25 protein-coding genes and 2 tRNA genes are annotated in these 20,588 nt (G+C 70.3%); 6 read left to right on the top strand and 21 right to left on the bottom strand.

All coding sequences use genetic code 11. The annotated features are described in order from the left end of the window. Nucleotides 1-24 precede the first annotated feature (24 nt). Nucleotides 25-579 (top strand): SigE family RNA polymerase sigma factor, encoded by a 555-nt coding sequence (locus OGH68_RS18125; protein ID WP_264245278.1) that lies wholly within the window; start codon nucleotides 25-27, stop codon nucleotides 577-579. Between the two features lie 178 nt (nucleotides 580-757). Beyond that, nucleotides 758-2,404: a long-chain fatty acid--CoA ligase gene (locus OGH68_RS18120; protein WP_264245276.1), complete on the top strand. Its 1,647-nt coding sequence runs from the start codon at nucleotides 758-760 to the stop codon at nucleotides 2,402-2,404. Nucleotides 2,405-2,660: 256 nt separating this feature from the next. Here OGH68_RS18120 and OGH68_RS18115 read toward each other — a convergent pair whose 3' ends face one another. Then, on the bottom strand, nucleotides 2,661-6,782 hold the full coding sequence (locus tag OGH68_RS18115; RefSeq protein WP_264245274.1) for a PAS domain-containing protein: 4,122 nt from the start codon (nucleotides 6,780-6,782) through the stop codon (nucleotides 2,661-2,663). A gap of 169 nt (nucleotides 6,783-6,951) precedes the next feature. After that, complete coding sequence (locus OGH68_RS18110; protein ID WP_264245272.1) at nucleotides 6,952-7,398, bottom strand: SSI family serine proteinase inhibitor; 447 nt, start codon at nucleotides 7,396-7,398, stop codon at nucleotides 6,952-6,954. Nucleotides 7,399-7,600: 202 nt separating this feature from the next. Here OGH68_RS18110 and OGH68_RS18105 point away from each other — a divergent pair. Together OGH68_RS18105 and OGH68_RS18100 are read left to right on the top strand one after the other, a co-directional pair. Further along, nucleotides 7,601-7,694 (top strand) — tRNA-Ser (locus tag OGH68_RS18105). Between the two features lie 185 nt (nucleotides 7,695-7,879). After that, nucleotides 7,880-7,952: transfer RNA gene (locus tag OGH68_RS18100), tRNA-Arg, on the top strand. An 88-nt stretch (nucleotides 7,953-8,040) separates the two neighbouring features. Here OGH68_RS18100 and xerC read toward each other — a convergent pair. The 12 genes from xerC to OGH68_RS18040 form a co-directional block, all read right to left on the bottom strand. Next, nucleotides 8,041-9,267, bottom strand: coding sequence for a tyrosine recombinase XerC (xerC, locus tag OGH68_RS18095; protein WP_413470999.1), 1,227 nt, complete (start codon nucleotides 9,265-9,267; stop codon nucleotides 8,041-8,043). Next, on the bottom strand, nucleotides 9,264-9,470 hold the full coding sequence (locus OGH68_RS18090; RefSeq protein ID WP_264245267.1) for an excisionase family DNA-binding protein: 207 nt from the start codon (nucleotides 9,468-9,470) through the stop codon (nucleotides 9,264-9,266). Before OGH68_RS18090 ends, xerC begins: the two co-directional genes overlap by 4 nt. Continuing rightward, nucleotides 9,467-10,846 carry a replication initiator protein RepSA gene (repSA, locus tag OGH68_RS18085; protein WP_264245265.1) on the bottom strand — a complete coding sequence of 460 codons (1,380 nt, stop codon included), beginning with the start codon at nucleotides 10,844-10,846 and terminating at the stop codon, nucleotides 9,467-9,469. The genes OGH68_RS18090 and repSA overlap by 4 nt, the downstream gene beginning before the upstream one ends. Next, complete coding sequence (locus OGH68_RS18080) at nucleotides 10,843-11,034, bottom strand: hypothetical protein (RefSeq protein ID WP_264245263.1); 192 nt, start codon at nucleotides 11,032-11,034, stop codon at nucleotides 10,843-10,845. The genes repSA and OGH68_RS18080 overlap by 4 nt, the downstream gene beginning before the upstream one ends. Nucleotides 11,035-11,125: 91 nt before the next feature. Continuing rightward, nucleotides 11,126-11,461 (bottom strand): SpdD-like protein, encoded by a 336-nt coding sequence (locus tag OGH68_RS18075; protein WP_264245261.1) that lies wholly within the window; start codon nucleotides 11,459-11,461, stop codon nucleotides 11,126-11,128. A 25-nt stretch (nucleotides 11,462-11,486) separates the two neighbouring features. Beyond that, nucleotides 11,487-11,645, bottom strand: a complete 159-nt coding sequence (locus OGH68_RS18070; protein WP_264245260.1) for a hypothetical protein — start codon at nucleotides 11,643-11,645, stop codon at nucleotides 11,487-11,489. A 16-nt stretch (nucleotides 11,646-11,661) separates the two neighbouring features. Further along, the gene (locus OGH68_RS18065; RefSeq protein WP_264245257.1) at nucleotides 11,662-11,856 is read right to left on the bottom strand and encodes a mobile element transfer protein; all 195 of its coding nucleotides are present in this window, start codon (nucleotides 11,854-11,856) and stop codon (nucleotides 11,662-11,664) included. Nucleotide 11,857: 1 nt separating this feature from the next. Beyond that, complete coding sequence (locus OGH68_RS18060; RefSeq protein WP_264245255.1) at nucleotides 11,858-12,052, bottom strand: hypothetical protein; 195 nt, start codon at nucleotides 12,050-12,052, stop codon at nucleotides 11,858-11,860. Nucleotides 12,053-12,070: 18 nt separating this feature from the next. Beyond that, nucleotides 12,071-12,733, bottom strand: coding sequence for a DUF2637 domain-containing protein (locus OGH68_RS18055; protein WP_264245253.1), 663 nt, complete (start codon nucleotides 12,731-12,733; stop codon nucleotides 12,071-12,073). A gap of 89 nt (nucleotides 12,734-12,822) precedes the next feature. Next, on the bottom strand, nucleotides 12,823-14,181 hold the full coding sequence (locus OGH68_RS18050; RefSeq protein WP_264245251.1) for an FtsK/SpoIIIE domain-containing protein: 1,359 nt from the start codon (nucleotides 14,179-14,181) through the stop codon (nucleotides 12,823-12,825). 2 nt (nucleotides 14,182-14,183) lie between these two features. Next, nucleotides 14,184-14,540, bottom strand: coding sequence for a hypothetical protein (locus OGH68_RS18045; RefSeq protein ID WP_264245248.1), 357 nt, complete (start codon nucleotides 14,538-14,540; stop codon nucleotides 14,184-14,186). 138 nt (nucleotides 14,541-14,678) lie between these two features. After that, entirely contained in the window at nucleotides 14,679-15,458 is a 780-nt protein-coding gene (locus OGH68_RS18040; RefSeq protein WP_264245246.1) for a GntR family transcriptional regulator, read from the bottom strand. Between the two features lie 18 nt (nucleotides 15,459-15,476). Between OGH68_RS18040 and OGH68_RS18035 the strand changes: the two genes are divergently transcribed. After that, a complete protein-coding gene (locus tag OGH68_RS18035; protein ID WP_264245243.1) occupies nucleotides 15,477-15,944 on the top strand; it encodes an NUDIX hydrolase in 468 nt (155 codons plus the stop codon). 354 nt (nucleotides 15,945-16,298) lie between these two features. Here OGH68_RS18035 and OGH68_RS18030 read toward each other — a convergent pair whose 3' ends face one another. Both OGH68_RS18030 and OGH68_RS18025 read right to left on the bottom strand, forming a co-directional pair. Continuing rightward, a complete protein-coding gene (locus OGH68_RS18030; RefSeq protein WP_264245240.1) occupies nucleotides 16,299-16,631 on the bottom strand; it encodes a hypothetical protein in 333 nt (110 codons plus the stop codon). Between the two features lie 207 nt (nucleotides 16,632-16,838). Then, the gene (locus OGH68_RS18025; protein ID WP_264245238.1) at nucleotides 16,839-17,021 is read right to left on the bottom strand and encodes a hypothetical protein; all 183 of its coding nucleotides are present in this window, start codon (nucleotides 17,019-17,021) and stop codon (nucleotides 16,839-16,841) included. A 274-nt stretch (nucleotides 17,022-17,295) separates the two neighbouring features. Here OGH68_RS18025 and OGH68_RS18020 point away from each other — a divergent pair, with 274 nt between their 5' ends. Further along, nucleotides 17,296-17,715, top strand: a complete 420-nt coding sequence (locus OGH68_RS18020) for an Imm10 family immunity protein (protein WP_264245236.1) — start codon at nucleotides 17,296-17,298, stop codon at nucleotides 17,713-17,715. Between the two features lie 777 nt (nucleotides 17,716-18,492). Here the strand turns inward: OGH68_RS18020 and OGH68_RS18015 are convergent. The 5 genes from OGH68_RS18015 to OGH68_RS17995 form a co-directional block, all read right to left on the bottom strand. After that, nucleotides 18,493-18,834 carry a hypothetical protein gene (locus OGH68_RS18015; protein WP_264245233.1) on the bottom strand — a complete coding sequence of 114 codons (342 nt, stop codon included), beginning with the start codon at nucleotides 18,832-18,834 and terminating at the stop codon, nucleotides 18,493-18,495. Further along, nucleotides 18,831-19,562: a GntR family transcriptional regulator gene (locus tag OGH68_RS18010; protein WP_264245231.1), complete on the bottom strand. Its 732-nt coding sequence runs from the start codon at nucleotides 19,560-19,562 to the stop codon at nucleotides 18,831-18,833. The genes OGH68_RS18015 and OGH68_RS18010 overlap by 4 nt, the downstream gene beginning before the upstream one ends. Further along, nucleotides 19,531-19,794, bottom strand: coding sequence for a hypothetical protein (locus tag OGH68_RS18005; RefSeq protein WP_264245229.1), 264 nt, complete (start codon nucleotides 19,792-19,794; stop codon nucleotides 19,531-19,533). Before OGH68_RS18005 ends, OGH68_RS18010 begins: the two co-directional genes overlap by 32 nt. A 199-nt stretch (nucleotides 19,795-19,993) precedes the next feature. Next, complete coding sequence (locus OGH68_RS18000) at nucleotides 19,994-20,290, bottom strand: hypothetical protein (RefSeq protein WP_264245227.1); 297 nt, start codon at nucleotides 20,288-20,290, stop codon at nucleotides 19,994-19,996. Between the two features lie 12 nt (nucleotides 20,291-20,302). Continuing rightward, a complete protein-coding gene (locus OGH68_RS17995; RefSeq protein ID WP_264245224.1) occupies nucleotides 20,303-20,581 on the bottom strand; it encodes a hypothetical protein in 279 nt (92 codons plus the stop codon). Between the last annotated feature and the right edge of the window lie 7 nt (nucleotides 20,582-20,588).

The following is a 20,588-nucleotide window of genomic DNA, read 5'->3' as shown; positions in this document are numbered from 1 at the left end:
CGGGGGCGCTTCTAGCGTGGAGCCATGACCACGCCAGTCTGTACGAGCGCTTCCAAGGCCGCCGCGCCGGTGCCGTCGTACACGCCCTACACCTCCTTCTCGTCGTACGTACGGGCGCGGGGGCCCGTACTGCTGCGCACCGCACGGTCGCTCACCTCGAACCCGAGCGACGCGGAGGACCTGCTCCAGACGGCGCTGACGAAGACGTACGTCGCCTGGGAGCGGATCGAGGACCACCGGGCGCTCGACGGATACGTCCGCCGCGCCCTGCTGAACACGCGCACGTCGCAGTGGCGCAAGCGCAAGGTGGACGAGTTCGTCTGCGACGAGCTGCCGGAGCAGGAGACCGGACCGGCCGTCGACCCCGCGGAGCAGCAGGCGCTGCACGACGCGATGTGGCGCGCGGTGATGAAGCTGCCGGACCGCCAGCGGGCGATGGTCGTGCTCCGTTACTACGAGGACCTGAGCGAGGCGCAGACGGCGGAGGTGCTCGGGGTGTCGATCGGTACGGTCAAGAGTGCCGTGTCGCGGGCGCTCGGCAAGCTCCGGGAGGACCCGGAGCTCGCACCGGTCCGCTGACGGTCCGGTTTCCGCATCCGGGCGTGTCCCGGTGGCGGGGCGTGTGCGCTGTTGTGCAGTGTTGCGCGGTGAAGTACGGCGTTTCATTACCCCTGGGTAGTGACATACCGCGTGGTATGTGCGCAGAATCTACCCACCTTTTCTGCCACGTAGCGCTAGCGCCCACCGGGAGGACGCCGTGCTGAGCACCATGCAGGACGTACCGCTGACTGTGACCCGCATCCTTCAGCATGGGATGACGATCCACGGCAAGTCGCAGATCACCACCTGGACCGGCGAGGCCGAGCCGCAGCGCCGTACCTTCGCCGAAGCCGGCCGGCGGGCCACCCAGCTGGCCAACGCCCTGCGCGACGAGCTCGGCATCGACGGTGACGAGAGAGTCGCCACCCTCATGTGGAACAACGCCGAGCATGTCGAGGCGTACTTCGCGATCCCCTCCATGGGTGCCGTGCTCCACACACTCAACCTCCGCCTGCCCGCCGAGCAGCTGGTCTGGATCGTCAACCACGCCGCCGACCGCGCCGTGATCGTCAACGGTTCGCTGCTGCCGCTGCTGGCGCCGCTGCTCCCCCACCTGCCGACGATCGAGCACATCGTCGTCTCCGGTCCGGGTGACCGCTCGCTCCTCGCCGACACGGAGGCGCAGGTCCACGAGTACGAGGAGCTGATCGCCGGCCGCCCGACCACCTACGACTGGCCCGAGCTGAACGAGCGCGCCGCAGCGGCGATGTGCTACACGTCCGGTACGACGGGCGACCCCAAGGGCGTCGTCTACTCCCACCGCTCGATCTTCCTGCACTCCATGCAGGTCAACATGGCCGAGTCGATGGGGCTGACCGACAAGGACACGACCCTCGTGGTCGTCCCCCAGTTCCATGTGAACGCCTGGGGACTGCCGCACGCCACGTTCATGACCGGCATCAACATGCTGATGCCGGACCGCTTCCTGCAGCCCGCGCCGCTCGCCGAGATGATCGAGCGGGAGAGGCCCCAGCACGCCGCGGCGGTCCCCACCATCTGGCAAGGACTGCTCGCGGAGGTCACCGCCAACCCCCGCGACCTGTCCTCCATGCGGCAGGTCACCATCGGCGGGGCCGCGTGCCCGCCGTCCCTCATGGAGGCGTACGACAAGCTCGGTGTGCGGCTCTGCCACGCCTGGGGCATGACGGAGACCTCGCCGCTCGGCACGATGGCACACCCGCCCGCCGGGCTGAGCGCGGAGGAGGAGTGGCCGTACCGCATCACGCAGGGCCGCTTCCCGGCCGGCGTGGAGGCGCGCCTGGTCGGTCCCGGTGGAGACCTGCTGCCGTGGGACGGCGAGTCGGCCGGCGAGCTGGAGGTGCGCGGCAACTGGATCGCCGGTGCGTACTACGGCGGTGCGGGCGGCGAGGACTTCCGGCCGGGGGACAAGTTCAGCGAAGACGGCTGGCTGAAGACCGGTGACGTCGGCGTGATCAGCAGCGACGGCTATCTGACGCTGACCGACCGGGCCAAGGACGTCATCAAGTCGGGCGGCGAGTGGATCTCCAGCGTCGAGCTGGAGAACGCGCTCATGGCGCACCCGGACGTCGCGGAGGCGGCGGTCGTCGCCGTACCCGACGAGAAGTGGGGCGAGCGTCCGCTGGCGACCGTGGTGCTGAAGGAGGGCTCCACGGCGGACTACGAGACGCTGAGGACGTTCCTCGCCGGGAAGATCGCCAAGTGGCAGCTGCCCGAGCGCTGGGCGGTGGTGCCGACGGTGCCGAAGACGAGCGTCGGCAAGTTCGACAAGAAGGTCATCCGCAGGCAGTACGCGGACGGCGAGCTCGACGTCACCGAGCTGTAGCCGACGGCGCACTGACGGAAACGGAAGAGGGGCCGGCGGTCACGACCGCCGGCCCTCGCCGTTCCGGAGGCTTCCCGAGCCTCCGCCGTTCTGCGCCTGCCCGGCCGCCCTCCGCCGTTCTGCGGCTGCCCGGTCGGCGTTCGCCGCCCTGCGCCGTTCTGCGGCTGCCCGGTCGGCGTTCGCCGCCCTGCGCCGTTCTGCGGCTGCCCGGTCGGCGTTCGCCGCCCTGCGCCGTTCTGCGGCGTCCCCGAGGACCTCAGTTGGTGCCGATCTTCGCCAGCAGGTCCACGATGCGCGCCTGCACCTCGTTGCTCGTCGAGCGCTCCGCGAGGAAGAGCACCGTCTCCCCCGACGACAGTCGTGGCAGCTCGGCCGGGTCGAGGCCGGCCGAGGTGTAGACGACCAGCGGAGTACGGTTCAACTGGCCGTTCGCGCGCAGCCAGTCGATGATCCCGGCGCGCCGGCGGCGCACCTGCATCAGGTCCATCACCACGAGGTTCGGCCGCATCTGCGTGGCGAGGGTGACCGCGTCCGCGTCGGCCCCGGCCCGCGCCACCTGCATACCGCGCCGCTCGAGCGTGGACGTCAGCGCGAGGGCGATCTCCTCGTGCTCCTCGATCAGCAGCACGCGCGACGGGTGCTGCTCGCTGTCGCGTGGCGCCAGCGCCTTGAGCAGTACGGCCGGATCGGCGCCGTACGCGGCCTCCCGCGTGGCCTGCCCGAGACCCGCGGTCACCAGCACCGGAACCTCGGCGGCGACGGCGGCCTGGCGCAGGGACTGAAGGGCGGTCCTGGTGATCGGCCCGGTGAGAGGGTCCACGAACAGCGCGGCGGGGAACGCCGCGATCTGCGCGTCGACCTCCTCGCGCGAATGCACGACCACGGGCCGGTAGCCGCGGTTGCTCAGCGCCTGCTGGGTGGAGACGTCGGGAGCCGGCCACACCAGAAGCCGGCGCGGGTTGTCCAGCGGCTCCGGGGGCAGTTCGTCGTCCACGGGCTGCGGCTGCGGCCGGTTGGCCACCTCGACCGCGCCGCCGGGTCCGTCGAGCGGCTCCGGCCCCTCCGCGCCCTCGTCCGGGGCTCCTATCGCGTAGGCCCGGCCCTCCGAGCGGCTGTCCACCAGGTCCGCGGGCAGCCGGGGGCCGCTCTGCTGCGCGGCGGGCGGCACCGGGGCGGGCGTGGGCGCGGCCGTGGGCTGCGGGTGGGCGCGGCCGGTGGGCTCGGGAGGTTCGGCGTCCGGACGCGTGCCCAGTTTCCTGCGGCGGCCCGATCCGAGCGTCTGGTTCTGCTGCTGCGTGAGGTGCTGGGCGAAGGGCACGCCCTGCCCCAGGGTGCGCACGCTGAAGGCACGGCCCTGTGTGGAGTCGGCCGGCACCGGCTGCTCCTCGGGCAGGGGCTGCGCGACCCGCGCGACCGCCGGCCGGGGCGTCTCCGCTGCGGGCTGCGGGGCCTCTTCCGCATGCGGCTGTGGCTGCGGCTGCGGCAGGGGCTGCGGCTGCTCGTGCGCCTCGGCCTGTACCGGCACCGGTGCCTCGGCCGGGGCCTGCGGCTCGGCAGGGACCGGTGCCGCGGGCGGCAGAGGCAGCGATACGGACCCGGTGTCGGAGACCGGCCTCGCGGCGGCGGGTGCGGCTGACGTGCCGGTGCCGCCCGTGCCGCCGTCCTGCCCCTGGTCCACGGGACCGGCAGCCGGGTGTGGGACGTGAGCAGCCGGCCCGGCCGGACCCGCCGGCGCCTCGGCGGAGTCCTGCGGCTGGGGCTGTACGGGAGGCTGCGCCTGGTTGCGGGCGCGCCTGCGCCCCGTCGGAACCGGGTGCTGCTGCGGCGGTGTGTGGTGCCGGGTGTCCGGGTCACCGGCCACGGCGTCGTGCCGCTCCGCCGTGGAATCGGCCGCGGCCGCTCCGGCAGGTGCCCTGTCGGCCTCCGCGGGCGGAAGGGCGAACGCCGTGCGCGGCGCCCCGCTCTCGACCTCGACCGGAGCCGCTGCCAGCGCCCGCCTGGCCCGCCGGCCGGTGGGCTGCGGCAGGTGCTGCGGCTGGGGCTGCATGTTCGGGGTGTCCGGGGTGTCCGGGGTTTCCCGTGCTCCCTGGGGCTCCTGCGCGTTCTGGCTGGTCAGCGCGTTCTGGGGCTCGGACGGCCTGGGCAGACCGCTCTCCACGGCCCTGCGCGCACGCCGCGCCGACGGCGCGGACTGGATGCCGTGGACGTCGACCGGCACGCCCTGCGGCGGCACGGTCTCCCCGAGCGCGGCCCGCCCGCCGACGCCTTCTGCGGCCGTCACCACGGAGCCCTCCGCGGGCTGCAGGGCCACGGCGGAGTTCTCGGCCGGGCTGGGGCGGCCGCGCCGGCGTCCGGTCCCACCGCTGTTGCCTGTGCGCTCGCCCGTGCGCCTGTCCGTGCTCCTGCCGGTGTCCTGGGCGGGAATGAGCTCCGCGTCCGGCTGTTGTGCCGCGCGGCGCCGCCCGGTCGGCGGCGCCGCCATCGGGTCCTCCATGGCCACGGGGCTCTCCAGGAAGGCGTCCGTGGAGGCGCGACGTGCCCGTCGCCGGCCACCGCCACCGCTCGTGGCGTTCGCGGCGACCGCCACGGGGCCGGCGGGCGCCGCCGCGACCGCAACGGGGCCGGACGGCTCGGACGACTGCTGGGCGGGCAGGGCGGGCATCCGGCCGGCGTCGGGCGCGGGAGGCGCGACGGCCCCGGCTCCCTCTCCGAGCGGCACCTCGAGCACGTACGCGCTGCCGGTCATGCCCGGCACCTCGTGCGTCTGCAGCACACCGCCGTGGGCCCGTACGATCCCGCGCACGATCGGCTCGTGCACCGGGTCGCCACCCGCGAACGGCCCGCGCACCTCGATCCGTACGACGTCGCCGCGCTGGGCGGCCGCGACCACGACGGTCGAGTCCACGTATCCGCCACCGGGCGGCAGCTTGGCCTTGCCTGTCGAGTCGACGCCGACCACGTCCGCGACCAGGTGCGCGAGTGCCGTGGCCAGTCGGGCTCCGTCGACCTCGGCCTCGATCGGGGGCGCGTGCACGGCGAACTGTGCCCGTCCCGGCCCGATGAGTTCGATCGCGCCCTCGACGCCGGCCGTCACGACCGCGTCGAGCAGCACGGTGGACTTCGAGAGCTGCTCGGCGCCCGTATCGAGCCGCTGGTAGCCGAGCACATTGTCGACAAGCGTCGTCATCCGGGCGTAACCGGCGGCCAGATGGTGCAGGATCTGGTTCGCCTCCGGCCACAGCTGCCCGGCCGGGTCGGCCGCCAGCGCGCCCAACTCGGAGCGCAGCTGCTCCAGCGGGCCGCGCAGCGACTCCCCCAGCACGGCGGTCAGCTGGGCGTGCCGGGCGGTCAGCTCGGCGTACCGCTCGTCGCCGCTCTCCAGCGCGGCGGTGTAGCGGTCCGCCTTGTCGGCGAGTTCGGCCTCGTACTGCTCCCGCGTGGCACTGAGCTCGGCCGTGAGCCGCTCGGTCACGGCTTCGAGTTCGGTGGTGAGCCGCTCAGTCGTTTCCGCGAGCTCGGTGGTGAGCCTCTCCGTGGTCTCCGCGAGCTCCGCGGCGTGCTTCCGTGCCTGCTCCTCGTACGGCCGGCGGTCGGTGAAGGTCATCACCGCACCGACGAGCTGGTCGCCGTCGCGGACCGGTGCGGTCGTCAGGTCCACGGAGACCTTTTCACCGCTCTTCGACCAGAGCACCTGGCCGCGCACCCGGTGTTTGCGCCCGGACTTGAGGGTGTCGGCCAGCGGCGACTCCGCGTACGGGAACGGCTCGCCGTCCGCCCGCGAGTGGAGGATCAGCGGGTGCAGCTCCTGGCCGCCCAGGTCGCTGGCGCGGAAGCCGAGGATCTGCGCGGCGGCCGGGTTGACGAGCACGACCCGCCCGTCGGTGTCCGTGCCCACGACGCCCTCGGACGCGGCGCGGAGGATCATCTCCGTCTGCCGCTGCGAACGCGCCAGCTCGGCCTCGGTGTCCACGGTGCCCGACAGGTCCCGGACCACCAGCATCAGCAGCTCGTCGCCGGTGTACGCGTTGTACGAGTCGTAGGCCTCGCGCCCGTCCTCCAGGCTCGCGCTGGTCACCTCGACGGGGAACTCGCCGCCGTCCGTGCGCCGCGCGATCATGCGGGTGGGCTTCGTACGCCCCCGGTGGTCGGCGGCGTCGGGCCGGCGCATCGAGCCCGGGATCAGCCGGGAGTCGAACTCGGGCAGCAGATCGAGCAGACCACGTCCGACCAGGGCTGTGCCCGGCGTCTCGAACAGCTCGAGCGCGATGGTGTTGGCGTTGACGACCGTGCCGTTGGCGTTGACGAGGACGAGCCCGTCCGGGAGGGCGTCGAGTATGGCTGCGAGGCGAGCAGCGCCTCGGGATGGCCTGCTGCTCACGACGACGGTTCCTCCCTGACCCACTGCGTATTGCGGACGGCCTGTCCCATCCTGCCCCTCGGGCCTCGGCCTGTCACTGAAGGGAGTCTAAGGGCAGTGACGGTGGCCGGGACGGCGGATGAGGGGGAGCTCTCACCAAGGTTGTGTGCGCATGGCTTGCGCCGTCGGTCTATGACCGGGTGTTCGGCAGTACCGGCTCGAGGGTCTGCCAGCGTGAGATCTCGCAACCGTTGCTCCGGTTGAAGGTGGCGTCGACGTGCCGTCCCTGCCATGTTCCGGTGACCCGCGCGGTGGCCGGCCCGCCGGACTGCTGGGTGCACATCCGTTCCGTCGGCACCGGGGCGAACGGGTCCTGCTGCCCCTGGGAGAGCTCCTCGAGCCGGTCGCATGCCGCCTCGGCCACCGGGTGCGTCCCGCCGTCGGGGTTGCACTCCAGCTCGTACCTGCCGTCCGTCCGGGTGTTGCCCGTCGCGGAGACGATCACGGTCAGCCGGTCGGTTCTCTCCAGCAGCGGCAGGGGGAGGGGCAGCGGCGACGCGGCGGCTGCCGTGGCGGGCACGGCCGCGGCCAGCGCGGCGGCGGACGCGGTGGCGGTGAGGGCGAGGCTGCGAAGCATGGGGGCTCCTGAAGGTCATCGGTCTCCGGCCGGGGGCCGCGACCGGCCCCCGGCATGTCTAACGCTGCTCACGCCGCGGCGTTGCGCAACCGCAGATGCTTTGCTCTCCGGCCCCGGTGCCTAGTACCGTGGACGGCGATTGGTGACACGCCACTGGGCTGTGTCATCATCTGCACGCAACATCCGCACGCGCGGGTGTGCTGGAGGCGTCGCCTAGTCCGGTCTATGGCGCCGCACTGCTAATGCGGTTTGGGTCTTAAAGCCCATCGAGGGTTCAAATCCCTCCGCCTCCGCCAGCTGATCACCGAAGCCCCGGCCATCCGGCCGGGGCTTCGGTCGTTCCCGGGGCCCGCGCACATGCACTCGTTCGGGTGTTTGTGCAGGTCAGACGGGGTGTGGCTAATGGATTTCGCGTCGCGGCGCAGGTCATGTAATGTTGTTCCCGCAACGCCGACCGGGCAGAAAAGCCCGGGAAGCACAAGCACTCGTAGCTTAACGGATAGAGCATCTGACTACGGATCAGAAGGTTGCAGGTTCGAATCCTGCCGAGTGCACAGCAGGCCAGAGGCCCCCGGAGATGATCCGGGGGCCTCTCGCGTTGGGGCGTACAGCAGAGAAGTACAGCAACCGCGCCGACTGCTGTCAGCCGGTACCGCCCATCGCGTCGGACAGCTTGCCGATCGCGGCCCGTACAGCTTCCTCGCTCGCTTCGGCGTAGACCTCCATCGTCATGGCGATCTGCGAGTGCCGCAGGATGCGCTGTGCCACCTTCGGGTGGACCTTGAGGGCGACCAGGAGCGAACTGCACGTGTGCCGGGTGTTCCGCAGCGGGATTGCCCGCAGACCGGCGCGGCAGGCCCGAAGGGCGAACATACGGGTGAGGTTGCCCGGCTCGATCGGGGTGCCGTACTTCGTGGTGAAGATCAGTCCGTGAGTGTCCTGCCAGAGCTCCCCGGCAGCCTTCCGGTCTCCGAGCTGCTGGGCGCGGCGCATCCGTAGGGCCTTGAGGCAGAGTGCCGGCAGGGGCAGGAAGTCGTCGGAGTCCTCGGTCTTGGTCTCCCGGTGGAGGATCTGACGCCCGGCGCGCTGGATCTGGTGGTCGACGTACAGCTCCCCGGTCTCGAAGTCGACGGACTTCCACGTCAGGCCCAACACCTCCCCCCGGCGCAGCCCGAGGCAGAGCACGAGCACCCAGGCCGCGAAGAGGTGGTCATCGCGGGCAGCGGCGTCGGTGAGGAACTGGCCCGCCTCGGCGACCGACCAGGGCTTGATCCGGCGGCGGCGGGGCTTGGGCACCTTCACCAGGGAGGCCACGTTCTTGCTGATCTCCTCCTCGGCGACCGCATGGGTGAGCGCGGCCCGCAGCGCATCGCGGGAACCCTGGATCACCCGCCGGGACGGGTACGACTCGCAGCAGTCCCCGACCGCGCAGCACTTACGGCGGTTGGGCTCCCGCTTCGCGTCCTTGCCCTGGGCGCAGCACTGGCAGACGGTCGCCAGTTTCGTCAGCCACTCGCGCACGTCCCGCACAGTCAGCTTGTCCAGCCGCTTCGCACCGAGGTACGGGCCGATGTAGAGCCGTACGTACCCCTCGTACGAGACGTACGACAGCGGGGCGAGGTTGGGCTTCACGATTGAGTCCAGCCAGTAGGCGAGGAAAGCGGCGAGCGTCCGGTGCGCGGTCTGCACCGGGCCCTTCTTCGCTTCGGCGTGGAGCTTGAGCCACTTGTCGTGGACCTCTTCGCGGGTCTTGCCGTAGGCGTACTTCCGGGCCCGCTTGCCGTCCGGCTTGGTGACCCAGACGTAGGCCGCGTAGCCGTTCTTGTAGGGGTAGATGGAGCCTTCCCCGTTGCCGCGCTTGCCGCTCATGCAGCCCACCCTTCGGCGTCAGTGGTGACGCGCTCGACGTACTCGTCCACCCAGACCGGGAGGATGCGGCGGTTGCGGCCGACCTTCACGGAGCGGATCTCCCCCGTGAGCACGAGCATCTTGGTCTTGGAGAGGCCGAAGCCGAGCATGTCGGCGACCTCAGCGGTGGTGTGCCACTTCCGCTCGATCACGGTGGTGGTCATGCGGTGACTCCTTCCAGGGCGAGTTGGTCTTGCAGGGCTTCGCGGGCGGTTTCGCGGTTGAGTTGGATGTCGCGGGCAATGGTGGCGGCGAGGGCGGATTCGCCGGGGGTGTGGCCGTGGCCGGCGTACTCCCAGGAGGCGAGGACGAGGACGGTGTCCGGGTCGCCGAGGGCGTCGTGTTCCTGGGCGGCGCGGTAGTCGGCGCGGATCTGGCGCAGCGCGCCGAGGGTGGTGGAGTAGCGGCGGGATTTGGTGGAGAAGTGGCCGCGGAAGCCGAGCATGTGAGCCCAGGCGCCCAGCTTCCGATCCGGGTAGAGGGGTGCGAGGTCGAGGCAGGCTTCGATGAGGCGGCGGGGGTGGTCGGGCACGTCCAGGAGGTCGAGTACTTCCCGGTTGCCGATGCGTCGGTCGAGGCTGCCGGTCGTCTCGGCGGCTTTGGTGGCGTACTTGGCGACGTAGGAGGCGACGGCCTGTTCGGTGATGTCCGTCCCGTCGCCGAAGGCTTTGACGGGTCGGATGTCGAGCTGGGTGCCCCAGCGGAAAGGCCGGCGGGGCTGGTCTCCGGCGGCCGGGACGGTGATCGAGGTGTAGGAGTGGGCGACGGCGGCGCGGATGGAGTCGTCGAGCAGCTGCACCGTGGCCCAGGACGGCGGGGCGGTGTCGGGGCCGTCTGGTCCGTCGAGGCGGATCACGGCGTGGAAGTGGATCGCTCCGCGCTTCTGGAACTCGGCGACCTTGCCGTACGAGAGGCGCAGGGCGTCTTTGAGTTCGCGTTGGGTGAGTCCGGCGCGGGCGGCGATCTCGCGGCGCAGGCGGGTGGTGAAGCGCTGCCAGAGCTGTCCGGCGTGGTTGTTGAACAGGACCGTGCCCGCGTAGTCGTAGGTGGTCGGGTCGATGGCGGTGCCCAGGGCGGGATCATCCTCGGGGTGGCGGGTGCCGCAGCGGCAGACGCCACGGTCCGGGCGGTTGTGGACCGGGCCGAACGAGGGTGCGGTGAGGGTGGCGAAGACGCGCGGGTGGTCGCGCACGGTGGCGGGGATGTCCTTGGACTCGTCGCCCGCGAGCCCGGCGCGGATGAGGTGGTAGGTGTCTCCGGCGTAGGTGTAGGCGCAGGTGGGGCAGCGGGAGGCGCGGCGGTTGCCGCAGGCGACGCGGAGCCGTCCGTCCGGTTCGGTGTCGGTGGAGTAGCGGCGCAGAGTCTCGCCGGTGGTGCGGTCTTTGGCGAGGGTCCAGCCGGTGAGGTGGATGGGGTCGGAGCAGCCGCCGGTGCGGTGGATCTGGTCTTTCCAGCGGTCGAAGCCGGGGGACCCGGCCACCCGGAGGACGTCGTGCAGGGTGGCCGGGTCCAGGCCCGCCGCAGTGGCGGTGTCAGTCACGCGGCCACCCCGATGCGGGCGGGGATCGGCCGGCGGACGAGGCGGGCGCCGGTGCCGTGGCAGGCCGGGCAGTGGACGGTGATGGTGCGCAGGTTGCCGTGTCGGTCGCGGCCGCCGAGGGTCACGCGAACGGTGGGGAAGCCGTCGCAGTTCGAGCAGACCCGCGCGGCGGTGGTGGGCTGGGCCATGATGGGTGTCCCTTCTTGTCCTTTGCGATGGGTTGGGGCACGGCTTCCGGGGCGGGCGAGACTTGGCGGTTGAGACCGCCCCGGGGGCCGGTCAGCGGCGCTTGTACTCGGAGGCGATCAGCGAGCGGACGACGAGCGCGCACACGGCGACCGAGGCCGCGGTGACGGCGACCGCCAGGAGCATCGAGACCAGGACCGCGCCGACGACCAGGACGACAGCGGTGCCGCCACCGACGAGGGCGAGCGCGGTGCCGGGGGTGAGCTGGACCGTGGGCCGGGCCGGTGCCGCCGGTGCCGCCGGTGCCGCCGGGGCGACGGGGACCGGGGCCGGGGCGGGGGTGTGCTGGACGATCGCGGTCGGCTCGACGGCGGGCGGGGTGACGATGCCGGTCGGGGTCGGCATGGTGGGGATCTTCGGTCGGAACATGAGTGCTTCTCCTTTCTGCGGTGGGCTACTTGCTGATGGCGGTGTCGATGACGGGGGCGAGGAGGCTGTCGGCGAGGAGGAAGCCGCCGAGGAGGAGCACGGCGACGAGCCACCAGGGCGGGCGGATGAGCTTGATGCCGAGGGCGCCGACGACGATCAGGGTGAGCCAGAGCGGAACGTCCATGGCGGTGTTCTCCCGTTCAGTCGGAGATGCGGCAGCGGTGGGTGCGGGCGGCGAACTGGGCGGCCGAGGAGTTGGAGAAGTCGGCGGACCAGCCGCAGCGGTCGGCGGTGCAGACGGCGGCGTGCTTGGTGCGGCCGTGCCGGTCGCGGTGGGTGCCGACCTGTACGGGGCCGATCCGCATGACGGAGTGGAAGTGGTCGCGGGCGGGCATGTCAGTCGCTCTCCGTTCGGGTGGTCGTCGGGTCGGGGTAGGTGGCGCGGATACCGGCGGCGGTGGCCTGGTCGTTGGTGAGCTGGGCGGCTTCCTCGGCGAGCAGGTGGGCGAGGTAGGGCCGGTCAGCGGCGGTCATCTCGCGGGCGCTGTCGAGGTAGTCGGCGGCGGTCAGGCCGGCGGGGTCACGGGTCACGGGTTTCTCCCTTCCTAGTCAGGCGAGTTGGGCGGCGATGGCGTCGGCCATCGGGGCGGGGACGCCGAGGCGGGCGCGCAGGGTGTCGGTGTCGATGGGTGTGCCGGTCCGGGCGTGGTGGTCGTCGGCGACCTTGCGGGCGTGGTCGACCAGCGCGGCCGGGACCGGCGGAGCCGGAGCGACAGCAGGCTCAGCGGCGGTCAGGGCCGGAGCAGGTTCCGAAGGTTCGACCGGCTCGGGCTCAGAGGCGGGGGCGGCTTCGGCCGGCACGACCTCGACCGGCTCGGGAGTCGGCTCCGAGTCATGGGCGGGGTCGGTCGCGGCGGGTGAGTGGGCGAGGAGGGTGCCGCCGAGGAAGGCGAGGGCGGGCCATCCCGCGATGCCGAAGCGCAGCCAGGCGGGTGGGTGCTGGAGGTCGAGGAATCCGGCGCTGGCGACGTTCGCGCCGAGTGAGGCGACCAGGGCGATCAGGAACCAGCACCAGGCGAGCCGGGAGGGTCCGTCGTTGCGGAGGCGGCGCCAGGCGGCGACCAGGAGCAGGTCGACGGAGACGGGGTAGGCCCATGCCTTCCATCCGGTCTGTCCGGCAGCGGCGGCGAGGTCGTGCAGGTGGGCGAAGGACAGGGCCCCGGCGATCACGGCTTGCACCAGGACGGCGTCGATGCGGAGTGAGCGGGTCATGTCTTCACCTCCTTTGCAGGGCGTTTTGGGCATGGCGGGGGTAGGGAGCTGGTGCGAGGTGGTCGCGCCGACCGGGATGCGGGGGCGGGTCAGGCGGAGGCGGGTGCCTCTGCCTGGGCCGGGATTTTGACGAGCGAGACCGTGGGCGGCAGCTCGGGCCGGAAGGCGGCGAGGCTGGGCAGCTCGGGGGTGCGGTGGGCGTGCCGGTTGCAGGCGTTGACGGCCTGGCGCATCGAGGTGTGTGGGGTGCGGATGCGGGCCCAGCCGCCGGTCGAGTCGCCGGTGACGGCGAGGCCGGGTGTGTCGGTCGGGATGGAGATGGCGGCCAGGACGGCGTCGGGGGCGATGTCGCCGAAGGCCATGTTGGCGGAGGTTTCGTCGTTGACGCGGTGGGCGGTGCGGGCGGTGAGCTGGGCGCGGAGCATGGTGATGCCCTTGCCGAGTTCGGAGCCGAAGCGCTGTCCGCAGATCTCCAGATAGATGCCGGCGGCGCGGCCGAGCTGGGCGAGGCGGGCGAGCGCGGTGATGATGCGGTCCCGGCGCTTCTCCTCTTCCTTGGTGGCGAACAGGGCGAGTTCGGCGACCTCGTCGACGAGCAGGACGATCGGGGTCGGCCGCAAATGGGCCGGGAGGTCCCAGATGTCGGCTGCGATCTCTGCGTCGGGGATGTCGGCGGTGATGCGCTGGTCGGCGCGGATCAGTTGGTAGACGCCCTCCATGTGCGTGACGAGTGCGTCGAGGAGGTCGGCGGCGGTGTCGGGGTTGTCGGCCAGCGCGGAGAACCGGCGGGCCAGTGGGAACAGCTCCACTCCTTGCTTGCAGTCGATGCCGACCAAGGCCACGTTTTCGGCGGCGAGTTCGGCGACCAGGTTGCGCTGGTAGACGGACTTGCCGGACTTCGTGGCCCCGACGGTCAGGGCGTGCGGGCAGGTGCGGTAGTCGCGGTAGTGGACGGCTCCGTCCTCGCGCAGAGCCACAGGAACGCGCATCGGCACGCCGTCGAGCTTGGCGGGCATCTGCACCCGGGCCAGGACGTCGTAGCCGGTCATCCGCAGCTCGACCACACCCGAGCGGATCTCACGCGAGGTGACGCCGTACATGGCGAACGAGTGCCGAAGCCGGTCGCACGAGGCGGCCACGTCGAAGGCGTCCTGACCAGGTCGAAGCCCCAGCCGTAGCACCAGGCCGGTACGGGTCGGGCGGAGCCGCAGGATGCGCGGTGCACGCGACTCGGGAGCCGGGCGGCCGGCCATTCGGGCGATGGCGAGCCGCCAGCGCGGTGGCGGGACGGTCAGCCCGCACGCTTCCATGACCGAGGTGTAGCGGACCAGGACCCGCAGCACGGCGAGGGTGACGCCGAAGGTCAACCAGTACCAGGCGGGGCGCCGCCACCGCAGGAGACCCGCGACGGCGACGACCACCAGGAGCGCGACCGTGAAGCCGGTCATTGTCAGGCCGCCTTCGGCTTCGCGGCGGACTCGACCAGCGACGTGACGGCGACGGCGCGGAAGGCGATGCCGTGACGGCGCTGCCCGTTGAACTCGTTCTCCCACGGCCGGGCGATCAGGCCCGTGATCGCGACCGGCGTACCCATGACCAGCTCACCGGAGATGCTGTTCTCCGGCACGGTCACGGTCAGGATCTCCACCTCGCCGTTCGCCGCGAACATCACGTCCACGGTCGACAGCGCGGCACCGGACTCGGCGTCCATCGCGCGCTCGCCGGTACGGCGGTCCTTCACCTTGGGCTGCGGGGGCTGGGCCACCATCACGGAGGCGGCGGAGGTGTCGACGGGGATCTGACGCACAGAGATCACTCCTCTAGAAGTGCTGGACTCTGTCACTCATGTATATGAGTGACAGGAAGAAGAGTGCACGACTCCTATACATGAGTCAACCCGCCAGGGCGAAGAAGTCCCGGCGGGTTGAGAAGAGTTGAGCGAGCGTCAGTCGGCCGCGGGGATGCGGTACTCGAAAACGAACTGGTCAGCGGCCATGAGGGTGTCGCAGACCTCCACCACGCGACCAGCTTCGGTGACTGCGTTACGGAGGAGGTGCACGACGGGTGCGCCGGGGCTCAGCGCCAGTTCGGATGCCTCAGCCTTGGCGGCCGGGCGCGCTGTCAGCGTCTCGACGAACTCGGCGAAGGTATGGCCGTCGTCCTCCAGGCGGGCGTAGATGCCGCCGGGGCCGGGGTTCTCGGCGAACAGTTCGGGGATGTCCTTGACCACGTCCCACGGCAGGTACGAGGTGGCCGTCTCGACGGGGACGCCGTTGCGGAAGTAGAGCCGCCGCCTGGCGAGGACCTGAGTGCCGGCGGGAACGTCGAGCCTTTCGGTGATGTCCTCGGGGGCTTCCATCGGGCCGATGTAGAGGACGCTCACTTTGGCCGTGGCGCCGGACTGGGCCGACTCGGCCAGATACGCGGCCTTACCGCCGCGGCGATGCGAGGCCCGGAACCGGTCCGAGGAGCGCAGCCGCACGGGCGGCCGGTCCTTCACGATCGAGCCCTTGCCGTGGCGGGTGTCCACGAGCCCGCTGGCCCGGACCTCCACCATGGCCTTACGAATGGTGCCGCCGGAAACGCCATAGCGCTCCACCAGCTCGGATTCACTCGGCACCAGGTCACCAGGCTTGAGGACGCCTGCCCGGATCTGCTGAATGATCTCGTCGGCGATCTGAACGTACCGAGGTACGGCCCTCCCACCTCCTACGGCTGTTCCCATAGTCCTTCTCACTCTCCTATGCTCCTGTACATGAGTAACAGCGCCCGAGAGACCCAGTCAACGCCACTGCACTCCGTGTCCGTCGCGGGAGCAGTCGTGCGCGAGGACGGGCGACTCCTGGCGATCCGCCGAGCCGACAACGGAACGTGGGAGCTCCCGGGCGGCGTGCTCGAGCTCACCGAGGCCCCGGAAGACGGAGTGGCCCGCGAGGTCTGGGAAGAAACGGGCATCCGGGTCGAGGTGGACGAGCTCACCGGGGTCTACAAGAACACGACGCGTGGCATCGTCGCCCTGGTCTTCCGATGCAAGCCGTCCGGCGGTGTTGAACGAACCTCTGCAGAGTCAACGGCAGTTGACTGGCTCACTCCTGATGAGGTCCGAGAGCGGATGGCCGAGGTCTACGCGGTGCGCCTGCTTGATGCGCTGGACGGGCACGGGCCCCATGTCCGGAGCCATGACGGCAAGCAGTTGATCCAAGCGCGGTAAGAGTTTCTCTACTCGATCAAGGCGCTTCTGCCGCGCACGGCGCGGCAGCGCGCGGCCCGGCGGGTCGGCCCGCGCCACTGTCTTCGCCCGGCGCGACCCGACCCGCCGGCCGCACGCCGAAACGGCGAAGGGTTGACGGTGGAGGGGCCCGCTGTGGCTGGGGCGGTCGGCTCCACGGCTTTAGGCAGCCACCATGGGGCGAGCCTCGAAGATCGGGGCCCACATCGGGCTTGAGCGGGCAGGTCCACAGACTGCCCGATTTCGCTGACCAGCGTACGGGCCCCGATCTCTCGCCCCATGGCAGCTCCCGCCCAAAGCCGCTCCACCGACCTTGATCCCTGCCCACCGCTCCGCTCACATGCAGGCAATGCAGGTCGCCAGATCGGCCGAGAGAAAGACCGTGAACCGGCCCCCAGTCCCCACGATGGTGGCGAGATGCGTTTGAGTATCACCAGCGGCTCGAAGCTGATCAACAGCCTCGGCAAGCCCCGACCGTGGCGTGACGCCTGTGTCGCGCATCACTTCAAGTCGCCAGGACCATGTGTCCCAGAACCTGTGCGCGGAGATCGTCTTGTGCCCGTCCGACAGCCAGGTGAAGTCAGCACCGTCGAGCAACAGGGTGCGAGCTTCCCGCGCCGAGCCGCTGCCATTCAGAGCCAAGGCGGCGGCGAGCCGATCACGTGTCATGACGTCAGCATCGCGTGCCCTTCGCGTGCCCGATCAACCGGAGCCCAAAGGGGAGCCACGGGGAACGACAGCCACAACCCCGCTCCCTCGCAGGTCAGCGTGTCCGCAGGCCAGCAGGCATCCGCATACGGCGTCTTCCAAAGAAGTGCTCCACGCCTGGCCGACGATGCTTGACTCAGTCATTGAGACTCCACCGACCTTGGTGCGTCAGTCCCGGTCGCGAGATGTGCCCCGCAAGCGCTGCCGCACAAGAATCAGCACACTGGGCCAGAACCCGATGACGACAGCGAGCGCCAGGGGAACGCTGGGCACCGCGAAGTACAGCAACGCGACGCAGGCCGCGCCGATGGCGATGCAGCCACCCGCGATCAGAACGGTTCGTCCGTGCATGGAGCCCCCCACTCAGGCCGACACAGCATAGGAGAGTTGGTGGATCGGCCACCATGTACGTGCCCGAGGCGTGCCCGGTGTGAACCGCAGCAGCGGGAACCACGGGGAACAGCGGTCGTTCAGCCAGTGGGGCGCAGGTCAGAGAACCCCCAGCGAGCCATCCGCATCCGTGGTCTCCCAAACAAGGGCAGCAGAGCAGGCTGGCCCCGCTTGGCTCGACCATTGAGACTCCACCGACCTCTGAGGGTCAGCCGCAGCCTGGTAGAACACGCGTGTGACATACAGATTTATTGCGAACATCGCCTACGGGTGGCAGGAGAAGCAGCCGCCGGACATCTACGTCCCGACTGCCGGCGTTGCCGAGTCAGAAGACGAAGAGAGCTTCGCGCTCGAGTTTCAAGGTGGCTTCGAGGAACCAGACGAACAGGACATCCGCACCGGCTGCGACTCGTACTGCGTTGTCACTCCCGACCAGAACACCGCGTACGGATGCGTGCGCACGGTGGAGCTGGAAGGGAATGTCCTGCGGGTCACATTCGACCCCGCATACCTCGAAGACCTGTACTTGGATGACCCGGTAGTGGAGGCAGTCCTGCATGCGCCAGCCGAGGACATAGCTCGCATGACAGAGGCACTCACGCGCATCCTCGCCTACGGCCGACCCGACGCGCTGCCGATCGTGATCGGAGTCTGAATCCGCCGGCCCCACCTGGTCAGCATCTCGCCGGTCCTGTCGGTGAGGACCTCAAGCGTCGGGTGAGGAGCAGCGGCGATGGATGAGTGTCTAACTGCGTGACAACGCCAACGAACAGCGGCGGACGAGGGCGAACGTCTGCGGACCATCGGCGCAGCTGAGAGACACACCGGTCCAAGGCAGAGTCCCCACCCAAGTTGCTTCGGGACGAAGAAGTCCACCATGCAAGGCAAGCCACCGCCGGCGTGGCAACAATCAGGCCTGGACAAGGCTGGATCCATTGCTGCGATACTGACGCGACGCTGGACTGAGCCCAGCACTGCTGGGTTCCGGACTGTGTGCACTCGTGGCACTTGTGTGCCGTCGCGTTGCTCGCTCCAACCGTGCCGGAACGTCTCAGACCGTGTGCGAGAGGGTGATGGCTATGGTGGCTTCCCTGATGGTTGCTGGTCGACAGATGGTTGCTGGCTTCTGTGAAGGCGTCGTTGGCGGGGCTTGCTTCGCCTTGATGACGGGTGCAGCAGTGCCGGGCTGAGTCCAGCGTTCGTGGCGCGGGCTGACATCCACCGCTGACATCAACAGTGGCGGATGTCAGCGGTCCTGCGTAGCTGCCGGTAGACGATGCAACCGCCTGACTTCGTGTGTCTGCCGCGGATGGAGCGAACTTACAAAGCGGGTGTCGCCCCAGCTCACCCAGCAAATGGCGTACCGGTCCAAGAAGAGAAGCCCCAGGCTGTAAGCCCGGGGCTTCTCTTCGTTGTTGGCTGTGCGTTGCGGCTATCCGAAAGCCGACGCCGGCAGCCGAGGGCCCTCGTCGTCTCCGTCGCGAGCGGCCAGGTCTCGTGTCGCTAGGCGGTGGCCGCGGCTTGTCGCCACGCGGAGCGTGGCCCGGAGCGCTCCCGTCAGCATTGTCGCTAGGAGCCGGAGCTCTTCCGGCTCTGCATCGTGGAGCGCTTCTGACGCGTGCTCAAGGAGTCCCGCCGCCATGCCGAGCTGCACCGCTTCGGTGTGGTCGGCTAGGCGGGACAGGTGACCGTCGCTGTCGTCGGTGCTCAGGTAGCAGGGCTTGCCCTCAGGGCCGGCCCACGGGAGGAGGCGCAGTTCGCTGTGAGTCGTCATCCTTCCAGCCCTCTCTCTTCGGTCATGTGGTGTGTAGTGAAGACCGCGTTGGCGCGGTCGCCGGGGAGCACCAGGAGCGCGGCCTCGATCACGCGCCCGGTGACGTCGGCCGCGACCCGGGTGATCGCGAGAACGGCCAGGGCTGAGCTGATCCGAAGCGTCGCCACTTCTTCCGGTGTCGGGAGGCGGGCACTGACCGTCTCTTGGACGTACGCCAGTCGGGGGAAGAGCGCCGTCAGCTCCGCTTCCGTCCCCTTGCACCAGGGTGACGGGCTGGGCACGTTGGCTGGTGCCAGGTCGCGAGGAACGTAGATCCGGGCAAGGCTGTGCGGAGATTCCCCGTCGTGGCTGAGGCAGCGGAACTCGGTCAGCGGACTGCTTGCCGAGACCTTGAGCAGGGCGGCGAGGTCCCCCTGCGCCCGGAGACTGTTCGTGCGGATCGTGACTTCGAGGGCGGGGTCAGCCATGGTTCGCACGCTGGACAGGCAACCGCCGCCGACGTACGTGATTCTGCGCAGGGGGTTGCGGACGAAGTTCCCCTTGCCGTGAATCTTCTCGACGAGCCCTTCGCCCTGGAGGACGGCGAGGGCGCTCCGCAGCGTCGGTGTGCTGACCGCGTAGCGGGAGGCGAGCTCCGCCTCAGAGGGGAGACGTTCGCCGGTCTTGATGCGACCGGTCGCAATCTCGTTCCGGAGGTCATCGGCGATGACGTGGCGGCGAGAAGGCACGGAGTGGATCACCGCCTCTCAGCATCCGCAGGGCGACGAGGCGGGTTCGGGAGTGCATGGTCAGCAGTTCACCCGACTCGAAATGAAGCCGCTTGGCCCCACTCGGCAGTTGGAAGAGGTCGGCCACACGGCAAGGCTGGCCCCCGATCTGGAGAACGTCGCCACGCTGCACGCTGGCCGAGGTGATCTCGACGTTGGCGGCCAGCGCGCCGCTGGGTGCCCATCCCCTCACGGGGTCACCTCCGTGGGTGTGCCGCGGTCGACTGCCGTATGGCATGAGCAATCGCAGGCTTCGTAGACGACGGGGACCCCGACCGGTGCTGTTGCGGGGGAGGACTGAGCGCACTCGCGGTGCGTACCGATCCGGCACGAGCTCGACCGGTAGGGGACGGCCGACCCGTGCGTCACGCGAGTCTGCTGACGAGGAGGCATCAGAGAGCCCCTGCCGGCACGAAACAGGTGTAGTGGGCGAAGCGCTCGTGAGGTGCGGTCGAGCGCCGCCTGGCGTTCTCCTCGCTGGCCAGCACGTACGGGCGGACGAGTGCGGTCTCCTCGCCTACAAGAACATCCTCACGGTCTCGGCGCTGGCCCATGAGGAGCGTCGGCCCGTGGGAGATCCCGAGGGGGGCGACGGTCGGCTGGGCAGGGGTTAAGGAGCGGCGGTGCCGGCCCTTCGGGAAGTACCGCACTCTGGTTCGCGAGACGGCACGGCGGATACGGTTGAGCACGCTGATCAGCTCCTATCGCTGATGGCCAGGTCCCCGGACATCGCCCGTCGCGGGGACCGCTTCATGTATGGCGGCCCATAGGGTGCGGCCGTTCAAGCTGCTGGCGAGAAGCCCGAATCGATCGGCCTCCGCCAAGACTTCCAAGACCTCCCGCCATGACTCCGGGGGAAGCGGTTCCGTCACCTCCGCTTCGATCGATGTGTGTCGGGCGTGCGCTTCCACGCGAACGGCGAGGCCGACGGCGGATAACCGGGCGGCGATGGACTCGGCCCTCACTTCCGAAGCGGACACAGGGGGA

The sequence above is a fragment of the Streptomyces peucetius genome, from assembly GCF_025854275.1.
Lineage (GTDB): Bacteria > Actinomycetota > Actinomycetes > Streptomycetales > Streptomycetaceae > Streptomyces > Streptomyces peucetius_A.
Note: the sequence above shows the minus strand (reverse complement) of the source record. Positions and strands in the feature narration are given on the sequence as shown.

Excerpts from the sequence above, each read along its gene's own strand:
- xerC (WP_413470999.1), bottom strand. The coding sequence starts at position 9,267 with ATGAGCGGCAAGCGCGGCAACGGGGAAGGCTCCATCTACCCCTACAAG.
- OGH68_RS18040 (WP_264245246.1), bottom strand. The coding sequence starts at position 15,458 with ATGGGAACAGCCGTAGGAGGTGGGAGGGCCGTACCTCGGTACGTTCAG.
- OGH68_RS18035 (WP_264245243.1), top strand. The coding sequence starts at position 15,477 with ATGCTCCTGTACATGAGTAACAGCGCCCGAGAGACCCAGTCAACGCCA.
- OGH68_RS18070 (WP_264245260.1), bottom strand. The coding sequence starts at position 11,645 with ATGGACGTTCCGCTCTGGCTCACCCTGATCGTCGTCGGCGCCCTCGGC.
- OGH68_RS18055 (WP_264245253.1), bottom strand. The coding sequence starts at position 12,733 with ATGACCCGCTCACTCCGCATCGACGCCGTCCTGGTGCAAGCCGTGATC.
- OGH68_RS18025 (WP_264245238.1), bottom strand. The coding sequence starts at position 17,021 with ATGCACGGACGAACCGTTCTGATCGCGGGTGGCTGCATCGCCATCGGC.
- OGH68_RS18125 (WP_264245278.1), top strand. The coding sequence starts at position 25 with ATGACCACGCCAGTCTGTACGAGCGCTTCCAAGGCCGCCGCGCCGGTG.
- OGH68_RS18090 (WP_264245267.1), bottom strand. The coding sequence starts at position 9,470 with ATGACCACCACCGTGATCGAGCGGAAGTGGCACACCACCGCTGAGGTC.
- OGH68_RS18050 (WP_264245251.1), bottom strand. The coding sequence starts at position 14,181 with ATGACCGGCTTCACGGTCGCGCTCCTGGTGGTCGTCGCCGTCGCGGGT.
- OGH68_RS18080 (WP_264245263.1), bottom strand. The coding sequence starts at position 11,034 with ATGGCCCAGCCCACCACCGCCGCGCGGGTCTGCTCGAACTGCGACGGC.
- OGH68_RS18075 (WP_264245261.1), bottom strand. The coding sequence starts at position 11,461 with ATGTTCCGACCGAAGATCCCCACCATGCCGACCCCGACCGGCATCGTC.
- OGH68_RS18015 (WP_264245233.1), bottom strand. The coding sequence starts at position 18,834 with ATGACGACTCACAGCGAACTGCGCCTCCTCCCGTGGGCCGGCCCTGAG.
- OGH68_RS18110 (WP_264245272.1), bottom strand. The coding sequence starts at position 7,398 with ATGCTTCGCAGCCTCGCCCTCACCGCCACCGCGTCCGCCGCCGCGCTG.
- OGH68_RS18065 (WP_264245257.1), bottom strand. The coding sequence starts at position 11,856 with ATGCCCGCCCGCGACCACTTCCACTCCGTCATGCGGATCGGCCCCGTA.
- OGH68_RS18030 (WP_264245240.1), bottom strand. The coding sequence starts at position 16,631 with ATGACACGTGATCGGCTCGCCGCCGCCTTGGCTCTGAATGGCAGCGGC.